The organism is Bradyrhizobium sp. 521_C7_N1_3, from assembly GCF_052075975.1.
Lineage (GTDB): Bacteria > Pseudomonadota > Alphaproteobacteria > Rhizobiales > Xanthobacteraceae > Bradyrhizobium > Bradyrhizobium japonicum.
Window position 1 is genome coordinate 2,908,749 of the sequence record NZ_CP197232.1, and the last position, 25,763, is coordinate 2,934,511.

The 25,763-nt window shown below is 58.4% G+C and carries 24 protein-coding genes and 3 pseudogenes; 18 read left to right on the plus strand and 9 right to left on the minus strand.

Features of this window, described 5'->3' with window-relative positions; genetic code table 11:
* Positions 1 to 8: 8 nt before the first annotated feature.
* Entirely contained in the window at positions 9 to 1,913 is a 1,905-nt protein-coding gene (locus tag AB7008_RS13175) for an HAD hydrolase family protein (RefSeq protein ID WP_039146643.1), read from the minus strand.
* A 406-nt stretch (positions 1,914 to 2,319) separates the two neighbouring features.
* Here AB7008_RS13175 and AB7008_RS13180 point away from each other — a divergent pair, with 406 nt between their 5' ends.
* Positions 2,320 to 2,982 (plus strand): hypothetical protein, encoded by a 663-nt coding sequence (locus AB7008_RS13180; RefSeq protein ID WP_441258933.1) that lies wholly within the window; start codon positions 2,320 to 2,322, stop codon positions 2,980 to 2,982.
* Positions 2,983 to 3,003: 21 nt separating this feature from the next.
* Complete coding sequence (locus AB7008_RS13185) at positions 3,004 to 3,309, plus strand: hypothetical protein (protein ID WP_148311892.1); 306 nt, start codon at positions 3,004 to 3,006, stop codon at positions 3,307 to 3,309.
* 334 nt (positions 3,310 to 3,643) lie between these two features.
* Here AB7008_RS13185 and AB7008_RS13190 read toward each other — a convergent pair whose 3' ends face one another.
* Entirely contained in the window at positions 3,644 to 4,027 is a 384-nt protein-coding gene (locus AB7008_RS13190) for a LysR substrate-binding domain-containing protein (protein WP_232208693.1), read from the minus strand.
* 427 nt (positions 4,028 to 4,454) lie between these two features.
* Here AB7008_RS13190 and AB7008_RS13195 point away from each other — a divergent pair, with 427 nt between their 5' ends.
* Both AB7008_RS13195 and AB7008_RS13200 read left to right on the plus strand, forming a co-directional pair.
* Positions 4,455 to 6,014 carry an ATPase domain-containing protein gene (locus AB7008_RS13195; protein WP_080703813.1) on the plus strand — a complete coding sequence of 520 codons (1,560 nt, stop codon included), beginning with the start codon at positions 4,455 to 4,457 and terminating at the stop codon, positions 6,012 to 6,014.
* 3 nt (positions 6,015 to 6,017) lie between these two features.
* Positions 6,018 to 8,048: an ATP-binding protein gene (locus AB7008_RS13200; protein WP_039146651.1), complete on the plus strand. Its 2,031-nt coding sequence runs from the start codon at positions 6,018 to 6,020 to the stop codon at positions 8,046 to 8,048.
* 509 nt (positions 8,049 to 8,557) lie between these two features.
* Here AB7008_RS13200 and AB7008_RS13205 read toward each other — a convergent pair.
* The 4 genes from AB7008_RS13205 to AB7008_RS13220 form a co-directional block, all read right to left on the minus strand.
* The gene (locus AB7008_RS13205; protein ID WP_232208694.1) at positions 8,558 to 8,938 is read right to left on the minus strand and encodes an alpha/beta fold hydrolase; all 381 of its coding nucleotides are present in this window, start codon (positions 8,936 to 8,938) and stop codon (positions 8,558 to 8,560) included.
* A complete protein-coding gene (locus tag AB7008_RS13210; RefSeq protein WP_232208695.1) occupies positions 8,917 to 9,516 on the minus strand; it encodes an alpha/beta fold hydrolase in 600 nt (199 codons plus the stop codon). Before AB7008_RS13210 ends, AB7008_RS13205 begins: the two co-directional genes overlap by 22 nt.
* Positions 9,517 to 9,716: 200 nt before the next feature.
* A complete protein-coding gene (locus tag AB7008_RS13215; RefSeq protein WP_232208696.1) occupies positions 9,717 to 9,998 on the minus strand; it encodes a hypothetical protein in 282 nt (93 codons plus the stop codon).
* Positions 9,999 to 10,038: 40 nt separating this feature from the next.
* Positions 10,039 to 10,464, minus strand: a complete 426-nt coding sequence (locus AB7008_RS13220; RefSeq protein WP_232208697.1) for a hypothetical protein — start codon at positions 10,462 to 10,464, stop codon at positions 10,039 to 10,041.
* A 715-nt stretch (positions 10,465 to 11,179) separates the two neighbouring features.
* Between AB7008_RS13220 and AB7008_RS13225 the strand changes: the two genes are divergently transcribed.
* Positions 11,180 to 11,371: a CsbD family protein gene (locus AB7008_RS13225; protein WP_039146654.1), complete on the plus strand. Its 192-nt coding sequence runs from the start codon at positions 11,180 to 11,182 to the stop codon at positions 11,369 to 11,371.
* 621 nt (positions 11,372 to 11,992) lie between these two features.
* On the opposite strand, the gene AB7008_RS13230 is transcribed toward AB7008_RS13225, so the two are convergent.
* Positions 11,993 to 12,592, minus strand: coding sequence for a helix-turn-helix domain-containing protein (locus AB7008_RS13230; RefSeq protein WP_039146657.1), 600 nt, complete (start codon positions 12,590 to 12,592; stop codon positions 11,993 to 11,995).
* 210 nt (positions 12,593 to 12,802) lie between these two features.
* Here AB7008_RS13230 and AB7008_RS13235 point away from each other — a divergent pair, with 210 nt between their 5' ends.
* Positions 12,803 to 13,306, plus strand: a complete 504-nt coding sequence (locus tag AB7008_RS13235; RefSeq protein WP_080703814.1) for a fasciclin domain-containing protein — start codon at positions 12,803 to 12,805, stop codon at positions 13,304 to 13,306.
* 167 nt (positions 13,307 to 13,473) lie between these two features.
* The gene (locus AB7008_RS13240) at positions 13,474 to 13,938 is read left to right on the plus strand and encodes a TspO/MBR family protein (protein ID WP_080704069.1); all 465 of its coding nucleotides are present in this window, start codon (positions 13,474 to 13,476) and stop codon (positions 13,936 to 13,938) included.
* An 828-nt stretch (positions 13,939 to 14,766) separates the two neighbouring features.
* On the opposite strand, the gene AB7008_RS13245 is transcribed toward AB7008_RS13240, so the two are convergent.
* The gene (locus AB7008_RS13245; protein WP_158332867.1) at positions 14,767 to 15,129 is read right to left on the minus strand and encodes a transposase; all 363 of its coding nucleotides are present in this window, start codon (positions 15,127 to 15,129) and stop codon (positions 14,767 to 14,769) included.
* Between the two features lie 815 nt (positions 15,130 to 15,944).
* On the opposite strand from AB7008_RS13245, the pseudogene AB7008_RS13250 reads away from it, so the two are divergent.
* The 6 genes and pseudogenes from AB7008_RS13250 (at position 15,945) to pdxR (ending at position 21,406) form a co-directional block, all read left to right on the plus strand.
* Positions 15,945 to 16,918: pseudogene (locus AB7008_RS13250) on the plus strand (GlxA family transcriptional regulator).
* Between the two features lie 176 nt (positions 16,919 to 17,094).
* Positions 17,095 to 17,735 (plus strand): annotated as a pseudogene (locus tag AB7008_RS13255) (HD domain-containing protein).
* 433 nt (positions 17,736 to 18,168) lie between these two features.
* Positions 18,169 to 18,402 carry a hypothetical protein gene (locus AB7008_RS13260; protein WP_210165491.1) on the plus strand — a complete coding sequence of 78 codons (234 nt, stop codon included), beginning with the start codon at positions 18,169 to 18,171 and terminating at the stop codon, positions 18,400 to 18,402.
* Between the two features lie 41 nt (positions 18,403 to 18,443).
* Positions 18,444 to 18,629, plus strand: a complete 186-nt coding sequence (locus AB7008_RS13265; protein WP_148311894.1) for a hypothetical protein — start codon at positions 18,444 to 18,446, stop codon at positions 18,627 to 18,629.
* 350 nt (positions 18,630 to 18,979) lie between these two features.
* The gene (locus tag AB7008_RS13270; protein WP_232208699.1) at positions 18,980 to 19,948 is read left to right on the plus strand and encodes an NADP-dependent oxidoreductase; all 969 of its coding nucleotides are present in this window, start codon (positions 18,980 to 18,982) and stop codon (positions 19,946 to 19,948) included.
* 51 nt (positions 19,949 to 19,999) lie between these two features.
* Positions 20,000 to 21,406 (plus strand): MocR-like pyridoxine biosynthesis transcription factor PdxR, encoded by a 1,407-nt coding sequence (gene pdxR / locus AB7008_RS13275; RefSeq protein ID WP_200875166.1) that lies wholly within the window; start codon positions 20,000 to 20,002, stop codon positions 21,404 to 21,406.
* Positions 21,407 to 21,530: 124 nt separating this feature from the next.
* On the opposite strand, the gene AB7008_RS13280 is transcribed toward pdxR, so the two are convergent.
* The gene (locus tag AB7008_RS13280) at positions 21,531 to 21,947 is read right to left on the minus strand and encodes a cupin domain-containing protein (RefSeq protein ID WP_039146662.1); all 417 of its coding nucleotides are present in this window, start codon (positions 21,945 to 21,947) and stop codon (positions 21,531 to 21,533) included.
* A gap of 38 nt (positions 21,948 to 21,985) precedes the next feature.
* Between AB7008_RS13280 and AB7008_RS13285 the strand changes: the two genes are divergently transcribed.
* From AB7008_RS13285 to AB7008_RS13305, 5 genes and pseudogenes are all read left to right on the plus strand, one after another.
* Positions 21,986 to 22,180, plus strand: coding sequence for a hypothetical protein (locus AB7008_RS13285; protein WP_148311895.1), 195 nt, complete (start codon positions 21,986 to 21,988; stop codon positions 22,178 to 22,180).
* 9 nt (positions 22,181 to 22,189) lie between these two features.
* Positions 22,190 to 22,726, plus strand: coding sequence for an MFS transporter (locus AB7008_RS13290; protein ID WP_051664500.1), 537 nt, complete (start codon positions 22,190 to 22,192; stop codon positions 22,724 to 22,726).
* 67 nt (positions 22,727 to 22,793) lie between these two features.
* Positions 22,794 to 23,548, plus strand: a pseudogene (gene trpC / locus AB7008_RS13295) (indole-3-glycerol phosphate synthase TrpC).
* A 24-nt stretch (positions 23,549 to 23,572) separates the two neighbouring features.
* Complete coding sequence (locus tag AB7008_RS13300; RefSeq protein WP_323980666.1) at positions 23,573 to 24,115, plus strand: phosphohydrolase; 543 nt, start codon at positions 23,573 to 23,575, stop codon at positions 24,113 to 24,115.
* A 702-nt stretch (positions 24,116 to 24,817) separates the two neighbouring features.
* On the plus strand, positions 24,818 to 25,735 hold the full coding sequence (locus AB7008_RS13305) for an NADP-dependent oxidoreductase (protein ID WP_039156615.1): 918 nt from the start codon (positions 24,818 to 24,820) through the stop codon (positions 25,733 to 25,735).
* Positions 25,736 to 25,763: the final 28 nt, after the last annotated feature.

Genomic DNA, 25,763 nt, shown 5'->3' on the forward strand with positions numbered 1-25,763 from the left:
GTTAATTCCTATTCCAGCTGGATACAACCCGCTCCACCGTGCCAATCGATTCGATCTAGATAGTAAAGGGTCGCCTGTACGCCAAGGAAGCCGCGTGGCGACAATCCCCAGCAAGATTCGGCACTCGCGCTCACCTCATCGACGCTCAACCCAAACGGGTCGTCAAGTAGCTCGCAGTCATTGCCCGGCCATCGTCCCTTGTCTCCCAATCGGAGCACGGGGGAATTAGCGTCACATTGCGCGCGCTCCCGAATGGCCCGCACGACCGCCGTCTTGCCGCCACCTTTGAGAATGACATCAACCGAATGATTGGAGCACGCAACCGACGCCTTCACACCTGACTGCTCAATAATTGCGGCCGCGACGCGAACGGAGGTGGTCGCTTCCTCAAGAGTAGGGAGAGATATCGCAATCTGGCTTGTGTTCGACCGAAACGAGCAGGTCGAAAAATAGCGGGTCGATCGCAGGATATTTTCGAGCCGGAGTACCGCAGGCGACGGGTCACCGCTGTTCGGAGGGCCGTCTGACAGGGGCTGAACGATCGCGCCGTTATAGAACCCGACAATAACATTCGACCAATAGGTCTTTTTGATCGCTTCGCGGATGCCGTCGGCGGCAGAGCCGCCGCGTCCGGTTGCGATCCCAACAAGTGCTCCAGCACCGAGCAGCTTGTTCAAGCTGTTTGCGACATCCGTTGACAGCGGCTTGAAACGCGCATCCGGTTCGCACAGCGTTCCATCATAATCGAAGACCACGCCTGCAAAGCTGGCCCGATTGATCTTATCGATGCCGCGCTTGCAAAATTCACGCAGCTCCTCAATTTGCGTAGACCCGCGCAAACCTCCAGCCATTTCCTTTCGCCATACCGCAACATCGGTCACATCCACACGGCGCGCTTGGCGCCTGCGCGCAGGAGCCAGATGATAGAGCTTACGTCCGAATTCGGGGACGCCAGGCTTAGCCGGGTCTATCTTCCGAACCTGCCCGGCGGCCGCAGCAAGGTGGAGGCTGACAACCAATCCGGCCAGCGCCTGCTCATCGCGCGGGCCCCTGAAATCGATGCGGGCCTGAGGCACTTCGGTTGGAACGAGCTCGAGTGTCCGGGTCGCAAGCGCCTCCTGATCGTCGCCGATCAGCGCCAGAATAGCAGTCGTCTCAGGCCGCTTTGCGAACCAATGGTGCCGGCCATGCCCAAAATTGCGCAGATCCGTGACATGCACGTTGCCGAGAGCCGCTTCGACAAAACGCGACTCAATGTCGACCGCACCGGGGCGCAAGGCCGAGGAACATAGGACGCTCGTTGTTTCGCGTGCCACTGCCGGGAGGGTATGCGCGACAAGCTCATCGAGCGAAACGCTCACGCGGCTCTCCATGAACGCGCTAAAGGTCGCCGGAAGAGGCGCGCGCTCACCGACCAAATCCCGGTAAGCTCTCAGAAGAAGAATTGAGGCGCCGAGTAGGGAGGCAACTGCCAGAAAGCCATCCTCGAACAGGTCAGACGCCGCCGAGACGACTCGGCTGTATGTGTAGCGTGCTGCGAGATCATGAAGGGGCGATTGCTCCCGCATGACGAGGCCGACCAAGGGTTTGGCTTCTCGCTGTGCGGCTTCATCGAAGGCGGCGCAAATATCCTTGTTACGACCGCTGGCGGTGAAACACATCACCGATGCATCGCGCAGCGGGAGTGTCATGTAGTCGAGCGGTGTACAGGCGCTCGCTAAGCGACCCGTCCGTAGTTGGTGGATGTAGGCCGCAAACGATGCCACCGAATAGGATCCGCCTGAGCCCAGCATGACGGCAGAGCGTGTGGCGGCGCCCTCAATCGCTGCCCTCAACGGGGCGACGTCAATGAGGTTTGCGGCCTCATACACCTCGTGAAGGTTTGCCAGCTCTTTGGAATATCGTGCAGTCACTCAGGCCTCGGCCGACAACGGCGGGTTCAAATCAAATCCACGACTTGTCGCAGAGGCTGCCAACCTAAGGCGGCGGGAGGTCTCCTAGAAGCCATAACGCGCAGATTATCACAGGAACAAAAAAAGAACAAATGAAGTGTAAGCGCAGCTCGCACTATTCGATAATGCAGCGCAATGCTCTGAAATATCGAAGGAATTTTCGATCACTCGTGATGCCGCGGGAGACGACCATGCCGGTTGTGTTCGCCTGCGACATCCCACGCAGATTATCGCCAAGGCACCTCGGAGCCATTTTCACGCGGTGACCTGCGGGGATTGTACTGGGGAAGCGATCTCGCCACGCATTGCGGACGCAATTTTCGCGTGCATTGATCCAATGAAGATGTCGCGGACAAGGAAAAGTTTGATGAAGCGCTTCGTCGTCGACAAGAACATGCTGGAAGACTCACAAGATCTTGGAGCGAAGCATCCGCTCCGTGCTTGGCTTGCCGCGTCGAAGGAGCACATCGTGGTCGTGACCGATTATGCGCATCTTGAGATGTTGAAGGGAAACGCCCTCAAAAACATCCTAAAATCGACAGAGATCCTAGCCGAGTTTCCCAAGCAGGTTCACATCGTCAAACCGATTACGGCTGTCTCTGCGCTCAAGGGAAAGGAAAAGGGGCGCAAGAAGCGAATGACGAGTGGTCGTGGCACAAAATCCTTCCGCAGGTGGTGCAACAGGCGGTGGCGCGCGGCGGTAGGGGACAAGCGATTTGAGCGCTCAATTCTCCGCAACGGCGAACGCGCATCGATGCAGTTCGCCGACATGCTTGAAAACATGAAAGGTTTTGCCGACAATATCAAAGACGCGACCAAGGAATTTACGAAGAAGGTCGGCTTGGCGCGAGTTGGACAGGAGTTGAAATTAACGCTTCAGCGAAGGGAGGTCACAAGCAGTGTCGTTGTCAATGTGGCGCCGCGAATGGAACGGGGCGCGGCAGCTACCCCAGGTGACTTCGGGCTGACGAGCCGACGACCGTCGGCCGGGCTTACAGGGCCCAATCACCCCTCCGGGACATCGACCTAGCATCTTAGGATAAGGACCCCAATGATTGAGGATCTGAAGAACAGAACCGAACGAGAAGCGGATGTTCGCGAGTGTCAGGCGTTGGGTGCTTCTGTCAAGAAGACCAGCCGAGCGAAATCGGCTGCTCTGGTTCGAGTGCACCACGACAACATTGAACGTTATCTTCACTTGCTCCGAACCAAACTAACGGCTTCGGAGCGCCAGTTGGTTGAGCGACATTTGTCTGTGGACCTGGGCGCAGTAGATCAGCTCATCTCCGGCTGTTTTGGTGCTGCTCCGGCTCACGCAACCGATGGCAATCTCCGGGGCTCGAACTGTGTTGCATAATCCTGTGTCGCATGAATTTCCTACTTTCGAGATCATTCTGCAGCCTAAGGGCCGGCGATGGCGCTGGCGCGTATGTTCAACGAATGGAACAATCGTTATGCAGGGTTCGCGAAGCACACGTGCCGCTGCGAGATATGATGCGCATAGCGCGTTATTTCTTCTGCTGCTCTCAACGACCAGCGCAGGCTGGCCCCGGGCGTAGAGGGTTCGGCAAACTTATATTGCTTTGCTTTTGCCAGGAAGCCTTCGCAAACGATCATGAGAGCTTTTCAGTCTCCTTCTCTGGCGTCCTAGTCGCTACCGTCCTTGCTGTGTGAGGTCGGCGGTCGTGGCCTCAGGATCGGGCCGCGACCGGCTCTGACCGATGACCGACACGGCGAACGCCATGCTTCGAGGAGCGTCTTGAGAAATTGGCTGGCATGAGGGGACAGCGTCGACCCGTGCCGCGCACGATTCCGATCGTTCGCGATACCTCCGGCTCGGCTAACTGAATGGTGTGAATGATCGGATGGCCGGCGGCCGGGGTCGCCAGCCTCGGCAGGACGGCGACGCCCAGCCCCGCTTCGACCGAGCCAAGCGAACCGGAGATGTGAGCGACATCGTAGGACCAGTTGAGCTGCAGACCGTGTCGAGCCAGCGCATTGTCAATCAGCGCGCGATTGCCGCTGTTGCGACCGACGGTGATGACACGGTTCGGCACAATCTCCGACCAGCTCACTTGTTTGCGCGATGCCAGCGGATGGTCATGGCGGCAGGCCAGGGATCCTCGACGAGTTTCTCGAATTCAATCTCGGCATGCGACGCGCCGATGAAATTGTGCCGAAGTCGGCATCATGACAGTCGCTCTGCCTCACGGGCATGGACTGCTGCCTCAATTTGCTGTCGTCTTGATCCTATTCCATTTTGGATCTGGAAGACCGCTTTTGTGTGGCATCTTTAAGCAGCAAGACGGAGTCAGTTCGCTCACTGATCAGGTTTGGCCGCAAAGCTTATCAGTCGCGAACGAAGCGCTCTCGGTCGGCGTCGGTGTTCGTGGCCCGCGCGAAGCGCTTCCGAGGGCATCAGGCGGGGCGGTACGCTGGTTCCAACGAGAATGCAGATTGCAGCACTCGTGAGAACAACCGGCCTTTAACGGCGATCGTCCCATGGCGTTGGAAGCCTGGAACCTGCGTAACGTTGCAGCGTTTCCATTTGGTTCAGAAAGGGGGCGAACAGTGATTAGTTCGGCCGATGATCCAACGCGCATCCCCACCGGCATAAGCGGGCTAGATGATATTCTTGGGGGTGGCCTTACGAAGCACCGGGTTTACCTGGTTGAAGGAACACCAGGCACCGGCAAAACAACGCTCTCGCTTCAGTTCCTGCTGGAGGGGGCCCGCCGGGGCGAAGCGGGCCTCTACATCACCCTTTCGGAAACTTCTGAAGAACTCAGTGCGGTCGCCGCCACACACGGCTGGTCCTTGGAGCCGCTCTCGCTATTCGAGCTCGTCAACCAGGGAGACCTCGATCCGGAGCGGGAGCAGACCATACTCCATCCATCGGAAGTCGAATTGGGGGAAACGGCCCGCGAGGTGATGAAGCGTGTCGAAGAGCTGCGGCCCTCCCGCGTCGTCTTCGACAGTCTGTCGGAGATGAGACTTTTGGCGCAGAATCCGCTGCGCTATCGTCGGCAGATTTTGGCATTAAAGCAATTTTTCGCCAGCCGCGACTGCACGGTCCTCATGCTGGACGACCGAACCTCGGATCCCAACGACCTTCAGTTGCACAGCATCGCTCATGGCGTAATATCGCTTGAACAGGCTGCGCGAGACTTTGGCGCGGAGCGGCGACGGCTTCGCGTCGTCAAAATGCGTGGAATCAAGTTCCGCGGCGGTTATCACGATTTCATTCTGGATCGCGGCGGCCTCACAGTATTCCCAAGACTCGTCGCGGCTGAGCACGGCGCCGAATTTTCATCGAAGGCGGCGTCTACCGGCAACGCCGAGCTCGATGACTTGCTCGGCGGTGGTTTGATGCCGGGAACCAACACACTCTTGAGCGGCCCCTCAGGTGTCGGCAAAACGACGACAGCGATGTTTTGTATCCGGGCAGCGCTCGATCGCGGCGAGAAGGCAACGTACTTTCTATTCGACGAAGGAATCAAAACTCTACTTGTCCGAAGCAAAGCTCTCGGAATGGATCTCGCTTCTTACATCGAGCGCGGAGTTCTCGACATTCAGCAGATAGATCCAGCCGAACTTTCGCCCGGCGAGTTCACAAGTCGAGCAAGAGTTGCGGTGGAAAAGAGTGGTTCGTCTTTTGTCTGTATCGACAGTTTGAACGCCTACCTGCAGGCAATGCCAGGCGAGCAATTCCTCCTTTTGCAGATGCATGAACTGCTCAACTATCTCAATCAGTCCGGCATCACCACCATGCTGATCCTTGGCCAGCATGGACTGGTTGGGGACATGCGCAGTGAAATCGATCTGAGCTACCTGAGCGACACGATCTTGCTCTTCCGGTTTTTTGAGGCGAAGGCAGAGGTCCGCACTGCCATTTCCGTTGTGAAGAGTCGCACGAGTTCTCACGAACGCTCGATCAGGGAATTCAAGCTTGGCCCCGGCGGTCTCGAGGTTGGGGAAGCGCTACGCGACTTCGAAGGCGTGTTGTCGGGCTTGCCCTCCTACAAGGGCGACACAGCGCTGCTAAAATCGTCGACAAAATAGTCAATGGACCTGTTCGTGCACGAGACCCTGCTGATATTGGCGCCGCGTGGAAGGGACGCTGAAGTCATCCGTCAGGCTCTCAATCGAAACGGTGTGAAATCGAGCATCTGCACTTCCTTGCGAACCCTTCAGGACCGACTTTCGACCGAATCTGCCGGCGGGGTCATTTTGACTGAGGAGTCTTTAGCTGGGGCTGGCCTCGATGACCTGCTTGACGGATTGGCTTGCCAACCACCATGGTCCGATCTTCCAATTATAACGCTGGCCACCAAGCAGGCGGGTCACCGTTCAAAAAGTTCTTCCGACCTGCTCCGCCGGCTCGGGAACGTTATACTTCTTGAGCGGCCTATCAATATCGAAACGCTCGCAAGTGCCGCTCAATCCGCATTGCGCGCGCGCCGGCGACAATACCAGGTTGAGAGCCTCCTGGCTGAGCAAAAGCGCTTCTCCACGGAATTGGGCGCTCTCAACGATACGCTCGAACAACGTGTAGAACAACGCACCGGCGAGTTGACCGAGGCGCGTGAAACGTTGGCATTCGCATTGGATTCCGCAGGCATGGGGTCCTGGGATTTCGATTTGATTCGCAATACGGCTCGCCGCGGCGGAAGGCACGACCAGATCTTCGGATATGAAACTCCGGTTTCATCATGGAGCACGCGCAAATTCCTCTCGCACGTGGTTGATGAAGATCGGCAAATGGTGGAAGCCGCCCTTAGCAAGGCCGCGCAAAGCGGAGGCTTCGAAACCGAGTGCCGTATCAATCGTCGCGACGGCAAGGTGAGATGGATTGCAGCCATGGGCCGCGTGGGTTACGGCGCTGATAATCGTCCACTCCGCTTGGCTGGAATTCTAATGGACATAACAGAGCGCAAGCAAACAGAAGCCGCGCTTCATCAGGCGCAGCGGATGGAAGCCATCGGTCAACTCACCGGAGGCGTTGCTCACGATTTCAACAATTTGCTGACGGTCATCGTCGGCGGGCTCGACATGATCGGCCGCCGTCCGGACCAGCCGGAACGCGTGGCACGATTGGCACAAGCGGCCATGACTGCCGCCCGCCGCGGCGAGCAACTCACGCAACAGCTTCTTGCATTCTCCCGTCGCCAGATGTTGCGCCCGGAAACGTTGAATCCAAATCGCCTGCTGCTCGATTTCAAGGGTTTAGCCGAACGCGCCGTCGGAGATTCAATCACTCTGAAGTTCGACTGCGACCCGGGCGCTCATCCCATTCGCGTAGACGCTGCGCAGCTGGAATCTGCAATTTTGAACCTCGTCGTGAACGCGCGCGATGCTATGCCTCAAGGTGGCGCCATCTCGATCGCCAGCAAGAACGTTCATTGCGGATCGGAGGCAGTAGCTGGAAAGGGAGTGAGCCCGGGTGCCTATGTGCAAATTAGCGTTACTGACGAGGGAACGGGGATAGATCGGGAAACGTTGGATCACGTGTTCGAGCCATTTTTCACGACCAAGGAAATAGGCAAGGGTTCGGGACTTGGCCTGGCCCAAGTCTATGGATTTACCCGCAGTGCAGGCGGGTACGTTGCGATAGAATCGGAAAAAGGACGTGGCACGACCGTCCAGCTTTTCCTCCCTCGATCCGAGGAAGGCCTCTCGGACCACCAAGCGTCCTCGTTGGCGCAATTGCCTTTGAGACGGGCCACGACCGGTGAAACCGTGCTGCTGGTGGAGGACGACGAGCAAGTGCTCGACATGGCGGTGGAAAGCCTAGAAGAACTGCACTACAGAGTGATCGTCGCGCGTGATGCGCGCGAGGCGCTCAAGCATTTACACGGTCCGGAACGCATCGACATCATGTTTTCGGATGTTGTGATGCCGGGTGGCATGAATGGCGCGCAATTGGCGACCGAAGCCCGAGCGTTAAGGCCTGAACTGAAGGTATTGCTCACGTCAGGATATGTCGGCGAAGCCGGAAACAGCCAAGTGGTGGAAGACAACCTGCCATTGTTGACCAAGCCTTACCGCAGAGATGAATTGGCAGAAAAGCTCCGGCTAGTGTTGGGATCGCGGTAAACCGCCAGTCGAAACGGAAGGTCATGTCCAAAGCCCGTAGAGTCCGTAGCGCTCACGGAGGGTGTTCGACATCTTCGGCCCCGATTTCCACCACGCATCGGCATCTTTAAGACGGTCACCACGGTTCTCATTACCAACTCATTGGCTGACCCGAATCTTTGGGCTTCATCCACTGTCTTATTGTCGGGGCAGGCTGTACCGACCGGATTTGGGCACTGGACTGTCGTTTTTGAAAGCTTGCCCCGATCTTGCAATCCCTCTCAAATGCCCGCGCTGCGGACAGATCCATTTTTTATAGTCAAAGGATGCTTGGGTCACTCCTCCCGGTGAACCGACGCGTCACAAGGCGCGCCATTCGACCGGTGATGCCGTCATAAATAATCTTGCGGCAACGAACCTTTCTGCAGTCCAGTTTTGCCATGGGCTGCGGATTGAGCAGCCAATAGACGTCCTTTGCTGAGCAACCGCATCGGCCGGCGCGATCAAAATCGGCTAAGGGGCCACTTGGCCTATACGGTCCTCACCGGTCCGGTGAGCGCCAGCGCCGCCACGGCATCCGCTATTCCCGGCGTATCTGCATAAGTAACCATGTGACCGGCATCCTCGACCAGATGTAGCAGGGAGCGCGGCAACGCCTCGTGCAGGCGGCGCGACTGGTCGGCCTCGATGAGCCGGTCACCCTTTCCATGCAGGATCATAACGGGACACCGGATGCCCTGATACTGAAGCTGCAACTGCGCGGCAGCCGGAATTAGGAACGCGCTCTCCTCGGCGGCCGCCCTCAACTGCTTGGGCCGGAGAGCCAAAGAGATCGGAAATTCGTTCTTGAATTCCGGCGGAATAGCACGCGGCGCGAACAGCGTGCGCATCAATTCGGCATAATGGCCCACGATATGATCGGCGAGAGAGTGTAGCGCATCAGATCCCCGAACAGCGGCAGTGCCGGACCTGACATGAACCAAAGGTCCATCCGAGAGGTTGGAAAATAGTAGCCGGACACAAGCATGAGCCCACTCACGGCATAACCGCTTCGCAGCGCCAGCGCGATTGCCACCAGCGTTCCCCAGGAGTGGCCGAGCACCACGGGATTGCGCACTCCAAGCTGATCAAGAGCCTTCGCGAGCAAGGAAGCCTGGGTTGTGGCCGTCCAGATGCGCGTACGCGGACGGTGGCTGTAGCCGAACCCTGGCCGGTCGAAGCAAACGACGCGATAGTGGTGGGCCAGGCGGTCGACCAAACCACTTAGGACGAGATCCTGAATCATGGTCCCATTCCCGTGAAACAGGACCACGCAAGGCGCGGCGGCATCACCCCGTTCGATATAGTGAAGGCGCACTCCGTCGCACTCGATAAAGACGCCAATCGGCGGATTCTTTCGCTCCGCTGCCACCTGAAACGCAATGTTGCCGAGAGTCAGAACGACCAGTCCGGCCAAAACGATCAGCAGCACGGCTTCAGTTGTAGGCATGGGGTCAACCTATTTCCGCGATGGCGGGGTACTTCGAATCGGCGGCAGCGAGCCCGCTGAGGGCCAATGGCCATGGCAGATGCTGATTCCGCTCCCTCGTTGTGAGCAGCGCTCCCAGACGTGAAAGCAAGCAGCCGTGATCGGCGCGTGCGTGATCCCCGTTTGCGACCATCCTTCGCCGCAGCGGGTACGGCGTGCAGTTATCGCCCCGGCAGAGCCGTGAGCTCTCGGGGCGGCTCGATGCGCCACAACGGATATGCCGCCAATTCTTTCGAACGCTGTCCGAACATATCGATCCGTCTGTTTGTAAACTCCGTAATGACGCCGAAAAATTCAGTGGGTGACCTGATCGTCGCAAGTCTCAGGCCGAACTCAAAAGCAAATTGCACGTCGGCCCGGGCTATCTCGAGCAGCTTCGCTTCATACGCCTGCATGTTTGCCGTCGGTAAAGCAAAGCCTTTCGTTGGATCGCTATCCGTCATTCTCTGACTGAGGTCATCCGGTAAGGCATCCACCCGAGGCTCAATGATAGGAACCTCGTGTTTGGGGATCATCATGAAGCTTAAGAGGCGGTTCAATCGAGACTGCCGCAACAGAGCGAAGAAAATTCTCTTTCGGGCTTCTAACAATGGCCTGCTTGTTCCGTTGGGACCGCGCGGCCATTTTCGGATTGCGGGCGCGCTTTGGCGCTGTTGCCGGTTTGCGTTTGCTCATCTGACGCTCCCAGAAAATAGGGGGGGCGACCACAACGGTCATTTGAGAAAAGACAACAGGCTTTGTGATGTGGCGTTCCAAACCCCGCATCGTGGGAGTTCCGTATGAACTGAGATCAATCGTACGTTCTGCGATGTCGGCGATGATTTTAGGTAGCAACTCCAACCAACAAACGTCTAGCTGGCGATCTTCCAGACCTATGCTCACGGCGCTCGAGACGATGCGCCCGGTCATCCCGTCACCGGAGTACCACGCCCCGCAGCGGTACCCTCGATTGAGATTCTAGCTCTTAGGCCCGGGATAGCACTGTCCTCTGCGCACCCTGCCGATTACTCGTGACACTTCAATGACCTTCACGATCGGCATCATCTCGGATACGCACGGCCTCCTTAGGCCGGAGGCTCTTCGCATGCTGGCCCGTGTCGAACGGTATGGTAACTAGTCGAAGCCGTCGGGCCATCTAGACGGGTTTGGCGGCGAACCTGCATGAAGGGAGCGACAGTACCGCCTCAAGGCCCAGCTCTCCGCCAATTTCGGCCACGTCGTCGGCATAGCCGGCCAAGCTCGAAATACTTGCCCTGTCGGAAGGAAGTTTCCTCGTCATCGTTCTAAGCCAGACTTTTCAATTGCGTGGGGCATCGTGCAGACCATTCGACGTTTTCACATGGCCCGAGACCGAAGTCGCGTTTTCGCTACCGCTGGTCTGTGGCGGGCGGCCCTGGGCTACCGACATCCAGCGCTTACGGTAGCTGCCGGATCAGCCATTCTGCTGGCGCTATGGCGAATCGGCAGCTTGCCAAGAAGGCGGAGCGCGATAACTCGCCACAAGGGGGCGGTTCATGGATATCGACGGATCCACCTTCACCTTGTGGAACGTGGCAGCGTCCGCTGGAGGAACCACTGCGCAACGCTTTCGTTGTTTATCCTTCCAATAGCAAAGGATACGATCATGGACCGCGAACATGTGAAGGGCGCTGCCGACAAGGCGAAAGGCGCCATCAAAGAAGGTGCCGGCAAGCTCAGCGGCGACAAGGACTTGGAAGCCGAAGGCAAGATTGATAAGGCCAAGGGATCTGCACACAACGCAGTGGGAGACGTGAAGGACGCAGCGCGGGACGCCGCTGACGCCCTAAAGAAATAAGCAGAAGAAAGAAGACCAAAAACTAGCCGCTTCTGGCGGCTTTTTTCTTTTTAGACTGGCCAGTCCGGCACAGTGTAGCCGGCGCCTTTCACGAGCCTTTTTACGTGGAATAGCGGCCCGTTTCTCGCCCCGGACCGCAATTGCTAGATCGCGTTGTTCGGCTGTGGGCGTAGTCGCGGGCAGCTTCGAGTTCTGCGGACTGTGGGTTGGGTAGTTCAGCCCCTTCCTGATCAGTGAAAACCTCTGGGCGTCTTTCAGGTCGAAGTAGCAGCGCGTCATCTGAAAGAAATCCCCCCGCAAATGGCTTCAATCGTCTCGCGACCACGCATGAACGTGGGTGAAACAAGCTGCCTCCCGCTTTTTTAATCAGATCGCAAAAGAAGCAACAGGAAAACACGAATTCCTTGAGGACAGGATATGTCGTCTTAGAGTCAAAAACGTCGCTGGCGGCGAGCGGCAAACTTCCGCTCTACTCCCATGAACCGACGTGTGGCTGCATCACGTCAACGAAGCAATGGGCCAACGCCGGACGTGCGGAGCAAACTAGCGGATAATCGTTTCGGCTAGCGCTCGCGAGCAGGGGATAGTTCCTGTTCGTCGGGGATTGTCTTGCGATCCCGGTCACATTGAAGCTGATTTCGGCGTCACGACGATAATGGCCGCGCACGGCAACGACCCTTTACGGCGGTAAGTGTGCGGATGAGCGCAATCGAAATACATCGAATCGCCTTGGCCCAGCGTGAAGTCCTCTCCCTCCAGGTTCACCACAAGTTCGCCATCCAAAACGTAGATGATTTCCGCGCCTGGATGCTCGTGAGGCTCCGACTGCTCGTCTTCCTTCACAAACTCGACGTAATAGCCGTTGAGCTTGCGGTCGCTGACCGGATAGTCGAGCGACTCGAAGCAGTAAGCGGGCGAAGTCCGTCCGGCCTTCTCCGGAAGACGAATGCGGTCCGCCTTGCGCACGACCGCATGTACCGGCCGGTCGCTGTCCTCTCTGAAAAAGTGATCGAGCCCGACGCCGAACACTAAAGCGATCCGCAACAAGGTCGGTAGCGTCGGAAACAGATGCCCGCGTTCGATTTTCGACAGCATCGCCGGCGAGAGACCGGTGTGCTCGCTTAGCTGGACCAGCCCCAGCTTTTTGCGCAGCCGCAGCCGGCGGATCTTTGGGCCGATGGCGTAGCCCTTAAGGGCCGTGATCAGAGTCTCCGATAGCATGGCTCTTCCGGTCTCATTTCATCCCAGTTCAAGGATGGAACGTGAGTTTTATTTTCACGAAAACTACTTTGCATATCACGATAATATGCCCTTGATGAAAACTTGTTTTACTACCATTCAAGACGGGTAAGGCAAAACACGTTTCTCCCGTCCCTCGAAACCGGAACGCGGGCCGCCAAGCCGGCCCCCGCAAGTTACAGGAGCTAAAAGATGAGCAGAGTAGGTATTGCGTCGAAGGCCGCGATCGTCATGGCCGTGGTAGGTTTGGCGATCGGCAGCACTTTCGCGCGCGCCAGCAATCAGGACATTGTCGACACGGCGGTCGGTGCCGGCCAGTTCAAGACGCTGGCGGCGGCGCTCAAGGCGGCCGACCTAGTTGCTACCCTGAAAGGTCCCGGACCGTTCACGGTGTTCGCACCGACGGACGAGGCATTTGCCAAGTTGCCGGCCGGCACGGTGGAGAACCTGCTGAAGCCCGAGAACAAAGCGAAGCTCACGGCCATCCTCACCTACCACGTGGTGCCGGGCGCAGTGAAAGCTGAGCAGGTAACTAAGCTGGACCAGGCCAAGACCGTCAACGGAGCAATGGTGAAGGTCACGACCAAAGGAGGCAAGGTGACGATCAACGATGCTACCGTCGTAAAGGCTGATATCCCGGCCTCGAACGGAATGATTCACGTCATCGACAAGGTCATCCTGCCGCCCCAGAACTGATCGGCCATATCCCTCAACCGATCGACCGCCGGTCCGCCTTGCCCCAAAGCGGACTGGCGCCTTCTCGACAAGGCCCCCCCCACGAGATGCGATCGCTACTGCTCATCCGAGACAAGAGAACCACTGACATTCTTTTGCCAAACAACAGCGACGAAGATCCATTCGAAATGAAAATGCGCGCGGCCGAACTCGGTAGTTTACTTTTGTTTGTTGCGCTCGTTCTGGGTGGCGGCCTTATCATCGGTTTCGCGACCGCCCCCGGTGCATGGTATGCGGCGCTAAGCAAGCCGCCTTTCAGTCCGCCTAACTGGATCTTTGCCCCGGTTTGGAGCACGCTTTATATTATCATCGCGATCGCTGGGTGGCGTGTTTGGAGAGAGGGCCGCAACAACTTACTGATGAAGCTATGGTGGGGACAACTGGCTCTGAATTTCGTTTGGTCACCCATATTCTTCTCAGGCCATCGCATCGATATCGCCCTTGGCGTAATCGTGCTGCTTCTGATGACGATCGTTGGCTTCATCATGATAACCTGGCGATGGGATAAGATCGCATCTCTGCTGTTCGCGCCTTACGCGGTGTGGGTGGCATTCGCTTCGGTTCTGAACGGCGCAATCTGGCTATTGAACTAACAGGAGGCCGGACGCCGCCGCATTGTCATCGTCAGTGACAAGATGCAAAGAGGCTACCGCTATGTATTGTCTGCGCCGGCCGGGCGCGATTTCGAGCCGCAATTCCGGCCCGATTTGACGCCGAAGCAGATGCTGGAACTCGGCGTGATCTGCGGCAAATACCTCACCGATTGTCGTGACGAGTTTCCCGCGAGTTCTTGCCCTCGGTCTAGCCCTTTTCGCGCAAACCGCTGCGCCACGCATCGCGCCCCTGAGAATCTAGGAATCCGCCCAAGAAACCGATGCGACGAGGCGTACCTTGGGCTCGCGAACGCCGTGGCGAAATGAGCGCCACCGCAGTGCCCGCTATGAACTCCCGCCGCTTCATTCGTTCCTCATCGTAGCTTGAGGACGACGATGCGTAGGGTATCACGTTTGGACAATCGTCACGTTCAATACAGGCACATGCGGCGGATGGGCACAGGACCGGTTAGGGTCAAAAGCGTCGGCTTGGCGCTCGGCAAATTACCGGTCTGCCCCTATGAACTGACGTGTAGCTGCACCGCGTTAACGGAAGCGATGGGCCATGTGTGGACGGCTCCGGGTTGGCAAGGAGAATCTTCACTTTGCAGCGTGGTCGGAGCAGCCATGTGTTCGGCCTGTTTGCGCGGTACTCATTGACCGCTGGCCATAATGCCCTCCGCGGATCAGGTCCCGCTCAATACCTCGCATTCGACGATGCCGTGGCCCATGTGGGTTGTCCTGATCGCCGGATCGACCGGCACTGCATTACGTGCTGTTCGCCTTCCCAACCACTACGTCACGCCGGGCTTCCCCGTGTGATCTCATTCACGCCGCGAGAGCGGCGGGTTCATTGTAACGTTCGTTCCTGGCCATCATCGCCCAAGCCATCCGGGCGAGTTTGTTGGCGAGTGCGATAGCGGCAACCTTGGTGGGGCGCCGGGCCAACCATCGAGTGAGCCAAGGCCGATGATCGGTGCCATGGATCCTGGCATAGCGGATCACGGCGAGCGCGCCAGTCGTGAACAGGCTGCGCAAATAGCGATCGACTTGCTTGCTGATACTGCCAAGTTTGTCCTTGCCCCCGCTCGAGTTCTGCTTCGGCACGAGCCCCACTGGATATACGCCGCACAGGCGTAGCCGGTCGCCTGGGAAAATCAGATGATCGCTGCAATCTGTGTATGCGACCAATTTGGCACCCGGAATATGCGAGGCTAGATACTTTCCATTTTCGATTCCCGCTCCGGGTATAGTGAGTCTCCGGCAGGTCTCGCGTGGACATCCATTTCACTAACTGGCTATGGGCGCGATCACCGCGCCGTAGAGTTCGTTTCGCTCCGGCCTCTTATCCCATTGCTGGAGTGCCGCAGCTCAATTCCACTCAATTCGGCGTGAAGCTATGTTAGATGGACTGCTCGACGGCGCAGAGTTGCTTTTGAGTCTCGCTGAGGCTCCATCTCAAAATGGCTAAGCGAGCCATTCTGACCTCTGAAAAGATTTGGTCGCAAATGTCAGTCGTCGACTGATAAGGTTTGGTCGCAAACGGAGTCAATTCTTCGACTGATAAGGTTTCATACGAAAGCTTATCAGTACGGCGGACCGGATTGCAGACTTCCGCGGGCAATTTGGTCGCCGCGGCCTGCCGTTGCTCGCGGCATGTCGCTAAAAGCTGATGCGACTATGACAGCAACGGCCCTCCTCTGCATGATGCAGGCTTTGCGTGCGCCACGGTCAAAGGGAGCTCTGCTCAACAACGCGAGAAGCAATCAACAAGGTCTAGTGCAACATCAACCACAAGGTGTTGTAACATCCGCGGTCTAAGCAGTTGTAAGGGGGATGCAGACAGCGGGGGCTACACTGCGCGCGCAAAGACGGTGCATCGACGATCCCCGACAAGAACGCAGCAGCGAAACAACGGCGCCCGCTCGCCTGTTCAGACACCGCCAGGCCTTTGCACTGTGTGAACGACATGCATAATAAGGCGCCTGACTGGAGAGGCAGTAAAGGTGCCGGTACAAGCTGTTGCGATCGTCGTCTACGAGGGGGTCCAGGCCTTGGACGTGGCGGGACCGATGGACATGTTCAGCGAGGCGAACACCTTCCTCAATAGTGCCGATCGTTATCAAACAGTATTGGTTGCTGCGGACCGCAACCCGCTGCGTGCCTCGAACGGCATCCAAATGCTGGCTGACCTCACCTTCGAGGAGGCGATGGGCGGCTTCGACATCATTCTCGTGGCGGGTACTCCGGCGCCACCGGAAACCGAGCTCGACCCGCGCCTGCTCCAGTGGATCAGGGAGCTGTCCTGGCGGTCGAGCCTCTATGGCTCGATCTGCACCGGCGCTTTTGTCCTTGGCTCCGCCGGTCTGCTGGACGATCGGCGTGTTACAACCCATTGGCAGGATGCACAGGCGCTGGCGGCTAGGTTCCCAAGAGCGAAAGTCGAACCTGATTTGATCTATGTGCGCGATGGGCGGCTGATCACCGCGGCGGATGTGACGGCGGGAATAGATCTGGGTTTGGCGATGGTCGGCAGCGACACGGCGCCGAAACGGCGCTCAAAGTGGCCAAGCGGCTGGTCGTGGTTGCGCAGCGCCAGGGCGGACAATCACAGTTCAGCCCCTATCTGACAGCGCCTGCCGATCCGGAATCGCCGATCGCACGTATCCAGGATCGTGTCATGGCGAACGTCGGCGATCGCCACTCGCTGCGGTCGCTTGCAACTTTGGTTGGCATGAGTCCCCGAAATCTTGCCCGACATTTCGTGCAGGCGACCGGGATCACACCGCACGAGTTCATCGAGCGCGCCCGCGTTGATGCGGCGCGCATGATGCTGGAGCGAGGCGACCGGCCGCTGAAGGCGGTTGCATTCGACTGCGGTTTCGGTTCGGCGGATCGGATGAGGATCGTGTTCACCGCCCGTCTTGGTGTGAGCCCCATCCAATACCGCGCGAGCTTCCGACGGTCGGGACCGGGATAGACCGCGCTGGGCCCGGCAAGAGAACGCTGGCGCGGCCTGCTTCCGCTAGAACCGTCATGTCAGAAAAAGACGTACGGCTGTCCTGATCCAAAGGAGGCCCTTCCTTGTGCGAGCGATTCTCCATTGGCAATTAGCGACGAGCAACCAGCCCGCTACGCGAACAAGGAGATTGCTCCATGTCTGAGATCATCGCCGGCATCCACGTACCTGACAACGCCCTCGCGCGCGCTGCTACGCAGCTCGTGCGCGATACCGAGGACGACCTGCTCTACAACCACAGTCGCCGTGTCTTCCTTTGGGGCGCGCTCACCGCCGAGCGCCACGGCCTAAAGTACGAGCCGGAGCTGCTTTACCTCGGTGCGATGTTCCACGACGTGGGCCGCACAGAGAAATATTCCAGTCCCAACCTGCGTTTCAGTCGACGGTGCCAATGCCGCGCGCGATTTCATGAAGAGCTACGGCCTGCCGGAGCGTGAAATCGAAGATGTCTGGACCGCGATCGCGCTCCACACCACGCCTGGTATCCCCGAGCATATGCGTCCCACCATCGCGCTGGTGACCGCGGGTGTGGCGATGGATGTGCTTGGGATCGCCTATCACGATTTCACGCATGAGCAGCGTGACCATGTCTGCGTCCATCATCCCCGCGAGACGAACTTCAAGGAGAACATTATAGATCACTTCGCCAAAGGGATCATCATTGAAGCCCATGACGACGTTCGGGAACGTGAAGGCTGACGTCCTTGCGCTCAAGGACATGACCTATGTCCGCCAGAACTTCCGCTCGATCATCGTCGGTTCAGCCTGGCCGAACTAACCTCGTTGCTGCGAGCGGACTAAAATCGACGCTCCAGCCTGAGCAGCTGGTAAGTGTACATTCGCTCCGACTACCCGCGCCGGTACCACCGCGGCGCGTCTTAGAGGTAGCTTGAACGATGATGTGACCTTTATGGTGAACGTAGGGACGATGTCGTCTAATTCTTGGTGAGCGATTTTGCTTTGTATCGACCTCACTAGGGCAATTCAAATCTCGATCGGAACGAAGCTCCGATGCACGTGTTTCGAACGTTGCTCAGTCCCAAGGGCTAACGCCGGCTGGCCGACGCGCAGTTGATGCAAAAACTGACGATGATGCAGCGTGCTCATACATCGGTTGACCTTCTTTCACTTCCTTCTCGCTAAAGACTGCTCAAACTGGGCCCTGACGTGCCGCACTGCCATCTTACCAGCGGCCAAACGGGAGATTGATGATGTCGCGCTATCCGCAGGTACGACGGTTCGCCCACATCGAACAAATGGATCGCGAGGCGCCGCCATTGCATGAAGGAGAAACTGTCGTCGCAAATTCGCTGCCGGCGACCTGCGTTCATCCGCTCGCAATCGCAATAACGTTGGTTGGTATAGCCTATATCGTTTTGACATTCTGGATCGCGTTTGCAGGCGGCGAGACTTCAGTGGTCCTGACGATGGTCACCCTCATATGATGCTAGGGCTAATGACCGGGTGTGGATATTCAAGCCGAAACATGGAACCCTATCGGGCAGCTACTCGAAGCTTTCGCGAGTTCATCGAGGGCGAGGTCGACCTTCAAAGCGGGCGGATTTCAGGCCGCGCTTCGCTGTGCCAGCTCGCGACCGTGACGGGTGGCATCGCCCTAGGGACAACGTCGATGCTGGCCGTCTTTGTGGCGATAGCACCTGCCTATCCGTAATAGGCAGTCAGTATTGAGTGCTCACTACCTGCGCCTCCAGCGTTAGGCGGGCGGATGAGTCGAGGGGTATCGACGATGCAACAGATCCACTTGTGATAAATGTTCGTCCGAATCCCCGGAGGCGTAATAGGCGCGCTTCAGGTTCGTATCTGCGATGCGAATTCGTCACAGTGTACGGTGCGGGATTTCTGATGGTGATCGCCGTAATCCTGATCGCACTGCGGCCCGCGATCACCGTAGCGGAATGGATTGGCCGGGTATTGGGTAAGTGAAACTGGCAACCGGTTGAAGAAAGCGCTTCTTGGTCAAATGAGATGAGCGGTCTCCGAAGACGATGAAAAGGCAATTACATGGCAACCACGTCCTACAGAGAGAAAGCGGACCAACCTTCAATGAAGGCGTGGCGAGTCCACGAGTTTGGTGCTGCAGAAAAGATGGTCTTTGAAAAGACCGCTCGACCCCGTCCGGTTGCAGGCCAGGTCCTTGTTAAAGTGCATGCGGCGGGCGTCGGCCCCTGGGACTCATGGATCAGGGCCGGGAAAAGCGCCTTGCCTCAGCCCCTTCCTCTCACACTCGGCTCGGACCTCGCCGGCGAGGTGACGGCTCTTGATCCGGATTTCTCGTCCGTGGCGGTGAACGATCAAGTGTTCGGGGTAACCAATACCCAGTTTCTTGGCGCTTATGCCGAATATGCGATCGCATCGGCTGCGATGCTCTCCCGAAAGCCAAATTCGCTCAGCTACGTCGAAGCTGCCGCGGTTCCCGTCGTCGCTGTGACCGCCTGGCAAGGCTTGTTTGACCACGCGCGGCTCGAAGCCGGCCAGACGGTTCTCATCCACGGCGCGGCCGGCAGCGTTGGAGCGTTCGCTGTCCAACTCGCTTGTCGAGCCAAGGTGCGCTCGGTGGTCACCGTTGGTACGAAAGACATCGAATACGTGCGAGCACTTGGTGCTGACAAAGTCGTAGACCATCAAATGCAACCGTTTGAAGATGAAGTAAGGAACGTTGATGTGGTGTTCGACCTCATAGGAGGAGAAACACAAGCCCGTTCTTTTCGGGTTCTGCGGCAGGGCGGAAAGCTGATATCGACTGGTTCCCAACCAGATCAAGCTTTGGCGGAAAAGCATGGCGTCACCGCGACCTTCTTTTTGGTAGACGTCACGACGGCTTATTTGAACAAAATCTCAGCGCTTATCGATCGCGGCGATCTGAAGACGGGAGTAACCGCCATCATGCCTCTCGCTGATGCGCGAGAAGCACATATGATGCTGGATGGCCGACGACCGAAGCCGCAGGGAAAGATCGTGCTAAGTGTGTAAAATAGGCGCGCTAAGCTGAGCTTTCATATGTCAGATCGGTCGCGGCGCCCGGTGATGGCTGGCCTTTCCATCCAACTCGATCATGCCAGAAAGATCCCTCTGGCGACCCAGATCTATTCAGCTATCCGAGAGGGAATCGAGAATGGACGGCTCGCCTCGGGCTCGCGGTTGCCCTCTTGGCAGAATCTGGCCGCTCAGCTCGGTGTGTCTCGCGGGACCGTACGTGTAGCTTATGGTCGTCTCGTCGCGGAGCAGTTCGCGCTTGGTCTTGGGCCAGCTGGAACTCGTGTGGCCGCCCGACAATTCCGATCCTCAATGTCCGATCGGTCGCGGGAAGAGCCGCTTCTGTCAGAGCTCTTCCATGATTTCGGACTTGCGCCGCGGGTCTTTCAGATGGGCGTGCCCTCTCAGGACGCCTTCCCATTCAAGCTGTGGTCACGCCTCCTGGTGCGCGAGGCCCGGGAGGCTGCGGCGCTGCCGGTAACTTATCCGGATCCGCGCGGCGATCCGCAGCTTCGAAAGGAGATCGCGGCTTACTTGGCGCTGGCCCGTGGCATTCGCTGCGACCCGTCTCAGGTTATCGTAACCGGCGGGTTTTCCGGGGCGCTCGGTCTGGTGATCCAGGGGCTTCAGCTTGGTAAGAAAGGAGCTTGGATAGAGGATCCGTGCTTTCCGCTCACCCGTACTGCGCTCAACCTAGCTGGAATGATTGTTACGGCGGTTCCGGTCGATGCGGAGGGGTTGGACGTACTCGCCGGTGTGCGGGCCGCAGCCGGGGCGTCACTGGCGGTCGTGACGGCAGGCCAACAGGCGCCGCTCGGTGTGACCATGTCGCTGTCGCGGCGGCTCGCGCTACTCGCCTGGGCTCGACGAAACGACGCTTGGATCATCGAGGACGATTATCTGAGCGAGCTGCAGTTGACAGGACGGGTGGCTCCCGCGCTCGCATCATTCGATCATGGCGGGCGGGTTCTACATGTTGGCAGTTTCAGCAAGACGATCAGTCCTTCGCTGCGCCTGGGTTTCCTGGTCGTGCCATCGGAACTGAGTCGGCGGTTCGGTGAACTCGTTGCTTGCTTGGCACCAGCGCCCGCCGCTGCCGTGCAACGCGCCGTCGCGGAATTCCTTCGGCAAGGACATTATTTTCGTCACCTACGCCGAATGAAGCGGCTCTACGCCACCCGACGGGAAAGTTTGCTCAATTGCCTGAGAGATGCCGTGTCAGCCTCGATGAGGGTGCAAGCAACCGGCGGCCTAGCGGTCGCGATCCTGCTTCCCGACACAATGTCAGACCTGGACATCGCTTCGCGCGCTCTGCAGCTCGGCATGGCGCCAACTCCGTTGTCGCCATGGTACATGCAGCCTTCCCGGCGACAGGGACTGCTACTCGGCGTGACGAATCTCAATGAACGACGACTGAAGATGGATTGTCGTCGACTGTTGGAATTGGCGCGATGAAGACTGCTCTGCGTAACGTAGCCTTACACATCGGCAGTCCCTAAGCCCTTCGGGTCGGACAGTGCCGTAATGAAAGGCGGTTGGTTAACTCATCAATGTTGGTTATATCGTCCTAGAGGACGCGTCATTTGACCGGAGTGGTCAGTTCCTTGTCGTCAGCGTCGACAACGAACACCGCCAGGAGCTTTGCAGGGTTGTTCTTGCTCGCATTGCGGCTGACGGGATGCCGAGAGCCCGGCTGTTCGTAGAAGCTCTCGCCGGCACGATAGACGCGCCGGGGGCCGTCATTCACCTGCGACTCGATTTCTCCCGACAAGACGTAGCCGAGGATGAAAGCCGATTTGGCGTGGGTATGGGACCGAGACGCGCCTCCCGGCTTGTAGTCGACAACCACGGCTATCAATGACTTCCCGGGAATATTGGATATTGTCTGCTGGAAGATCGGCTTGACTGTCTCGCCGCCGTCATGGGCTGCGGCGGGCGTTGCGACAGCAATTGCCATGGCAGCGCAAGCTGCGCCGAATAAAATACGCATCTTCATGGTTACTCTCCTTTTACACGGAGATAGGATCGTCAGTGATGAAAAATAGCACCAAGAATGCACGCGAAGTGGTGCACCAAGAACGCCAAGTCGGCCTCGGTTTGCCCTTGTTGTCAAAGACAAGGATCCAGCTGGCTGCGCGGATTGAAAGCGAGTCACCACGCTATGGTACAGTGAAAATCGGCGATCTTGGTACTGTTGCACGGCGCAGTGCGGCGCATCTATTCGTGTGACCAACCGTCTTGACGGTCGCCGGCACATTTACGCTCTATACGTATCTTGGCGTCTTTCTCGCGCATGTTTCCGGGATTGGACCACAAGGCCTCGCGCTGGTGCTCTTTGGCTTCGGGCTGGCCAGCGCGTTCGGTACCCGGCTCGGCGGCGCCATGGCGGACCACTGGGGAGCGGACTTTACCGTGATCGTAAGTGGCGGCCTCACTGTTCTGGCCTACCTTTTCCTTTCGCTGGGTGTGACGCTCGGGCCTGCGCGGGCCTTGTTCGTTTTGCTATCAGCCATCCTGCTTTGGGGGCTGGCCAGCTGGGGGGTGATGACGGCGCAGCAGGCGCGCTTGGTCGCGCTGATTCCAGATCTCGCTGCGGTCGGTCTGTCCCTCAACTCGTCAGCCATCTATCTCGGAAGCGCGGCCGGCGCTGCGGTCGGTGCGCTGGTTCTCGCCGATGGGGGCGTAATGCGGCTCGGCTGGGTGGCGGCGGGATTTAGTGTGGCCGTGCTGCTGGCGGTGCCGGTCAGCGGCCGCGCCTTATCACGCGGAGGCTGAAGCGAGCTATGCGCCGGCGCAAGCGTCATGGGCTGTCGTAGATTTGCCGGATCGAAGGAGCAGATGAATGATCCCAGACATTCTCAGGAAAATCGAGTTCTACAAGCGTCGTGAGATCGAGACTGCTAGGCGACTCCGTTCGGAAGGGCGAATGATGTCGCTCGCCAAGGCCGCTTCGGCTCCGCGGGGATTCGTCACGGCAATCCGTAGCAAGCTGGCGACGGGCGAGTATGCGCTGATCGCTGAAATCAAAAAGGCATCTCCGTCGAAAGGGCTCATACGCGAGAATTTCGATCCACCTTCACTTGCCCGAGACTACGAAGCAGGCGGCGCGGCTTGCTTGTCCGTGCTGACCGACAGGCCGTCGTTCCAGGGAAGCCTGGACTTCCTGGCGACGGCGCGCGCGGCGACGAGCCTCCCCGTGCTGCGCAAGGATTCTATCTTCGATACCTATCAGGTCGTGGAGGCGCGGGCATATGGGGCGGACTGCATTTTGCTCATCATGGCGGCCCTCGACCATGGTATGGACGTGCTGATCGAAATCCACGACCATGGCGAACTCGAGCGAGCCTCGCGGCTGCGTTCGCCGATGATCGGTATAAATCATAGGAACTTGAGGACCTTCGAGACAACGCTTGCGACGAGCGAAGCTTGGCGCCTCTGATTCCGAAAGATCGCCTGATCGTCGGCGAAAGCGGCATATCCACGCCTGCGGATTTGGCCCGGCTTGGCCTGCTCGGGATATCGACATTCCTGGTCGGAGAAAGCCTGATGCGTCAGGATGATGTGATCGGTGCTACGCGGGCGCTGCTCGCCCGCTAGCTGCCGTCTTCCCGACATCCAGCGATCCGGGTTTATTGTTGGGCTGCATTGGCGGGTAGACGCAAGGGCATGGCCTTTGATCAGGAACTTCTTTACGTCGCGGCTATGTTCCATGATTATGGCCTGACCGCAAACTACGGAGATAGCCACCTTCGCTATGAAGTGGATGGGGCAAACGCGGCACGTTCGTTTTTGCGGAGTCGCGGCATTTCGGAAGCTGATAGCCAAAGCGTCTGGCTTGCGATCGCACTACATACGACAAATGGAATTTCTCCGCATTTGTACCCGATCGCGGCGCTTCTTGCCGAAGGCGCGAACATGGATCTCGTAGGGGCCGGCTTTGACGACTTTGCTGCGGAGCAGCGGGCCACTGTCCAGGTGGCTTACCCGCGTCCGCTGCACTTCGCCGAGGAGTTTCTGCAAGCCCTCTACGACAGCCTCAAACACCGTCCCGAGACCACCCAGGGCACAGGTTTGGCTGATGTCATGGCCTATAAAGACTCCAGTTTTCAGCGCAGGGATTTCAGTAGCCTCATGCGGGTGTCGCGCTGGGTGACGGGGCGATAGCCGTTGCGACCCGTTTCGATCGGCTGCCGCCATCCGTCCGTTGATAGCAGATGGAAATTAGCCCGATGGAAGAGCCGACAACCTACCGTCATGCACGTGACAAGCGATGCAAATGCGCCGGTCTTCCACGCTCGACCGTTGTTTGTTCATCAAGGCCGTCGGTCGCCTTGTCGGAGGAGCGACTGCGGCTGGAGTCTGCTAACGCCTCGCCGATCAACGCCTGGGGCCCGGGCAGCCCGAATTCAAATCCATGACCGTCGATCTACCACCATTTCCGGGCGGTTCGACGGCCGACGCGATCAACGACAACTGCTTGGTCTGTCACTTCGCGGACATGCTGCTGAACCAACCGGAGGCAGTGATATGGATTGGATCCATACGCGTACCGATCGCGGTCGGCCAACGGCATTGCGGAGCCCCGGCGGCACGATCGAGTTGATCGGGAGCGCCGTCATCGCGTGATGGTACAGTCGAAGTCCACAATCTTGGTACTGTTATACGACCAAACACTGCGCATCTCTTCGCCAACTAGCGAGCAGCGGCGATCCTAGTCCATCCGGCTCGTGGGCGCCTAGGATCAATGCTGACGGAGCAGATCGCGGACTAAGAGAAGAGGAATTCCACAATGGATGACGTTTTGTCGATCTCCGACGCGCCGCGCTTCCAAACCGAGGGTGACAGATGACCAAAGAGAAAAGTACCATGAGGGCGGTCGCTGTGACTGACCAGGCAGCCGGAGCGGCTGGAATGAAGCTGGTGGAGCGACCCAAGCCGCAGGCAGCGATAAACGACGTCATCGTTCAGGTTCAAGCATCGGGCTTCGTCCCGACTGAGCTGGAGTGGCCCTCGACCTGGACCGATCGGCTCGAGCGTGACCGAACGCCGGCGATCCCCGGCCATGAGCTGTCCGGAGTGGTCACTGCTCTCGGCTACGGCACAACCGGGTTGTCGGTGGGACAGCGGGTGTTCGGCCTCGCTGACTGGTATCGCGACGGCACCTTGGCAGAGTATATAGCCATGGAGGCGCGCAACCTCGCGCCGTTGCCGGGTGACGTCGACTTCACGGTGGGCGCGAGTCTGCCGATCTCGGGCCTGACCGCGTGGCAGGGACTGTTTGTGCACGGGCGCCTTCGGGCGGGGCAGACCGTCCTCGCGCACGGCGCGGCCGGCGCAGTCGGGTCGATGGTGACGCAACTCGCACGAGAGGCTGGCGCCTACGTCATCGGCACCGGACGCGCGGCCGATCGTCAGAAGGCGCTCGATTTCGGCGCGCAGGAGTTTTTCGACCTTGGCACCGACGCTTTGGAAGACGTCGGTGGAATCGATCTTGTATTCGACGTCATCGGCGGCGACATCGGAAGGCGGTCCGCACGCCTGATTCGAGCCGGAGGAACGCTGGTATCCGTCGTCGGGCCATCCGACGCGCGGCCGGTCGACGGCCTGACCGTCGACTTCGTTGTCGAATCCGACCGTACCCAACTGAGTGAGATCGTCCAGCGGTTGCGCGACCGACGGCTGCGGACGAACATCGGAAACGTCTCAACCCTCGACAATGCTGTTGCCGCCTTCAACTCGACCGAGCGACGCGCGGGAAAAACCGTTATCCGCGTTTGTCCTTGACGATTTGGCGAGAGTGAATGGTTCTGCC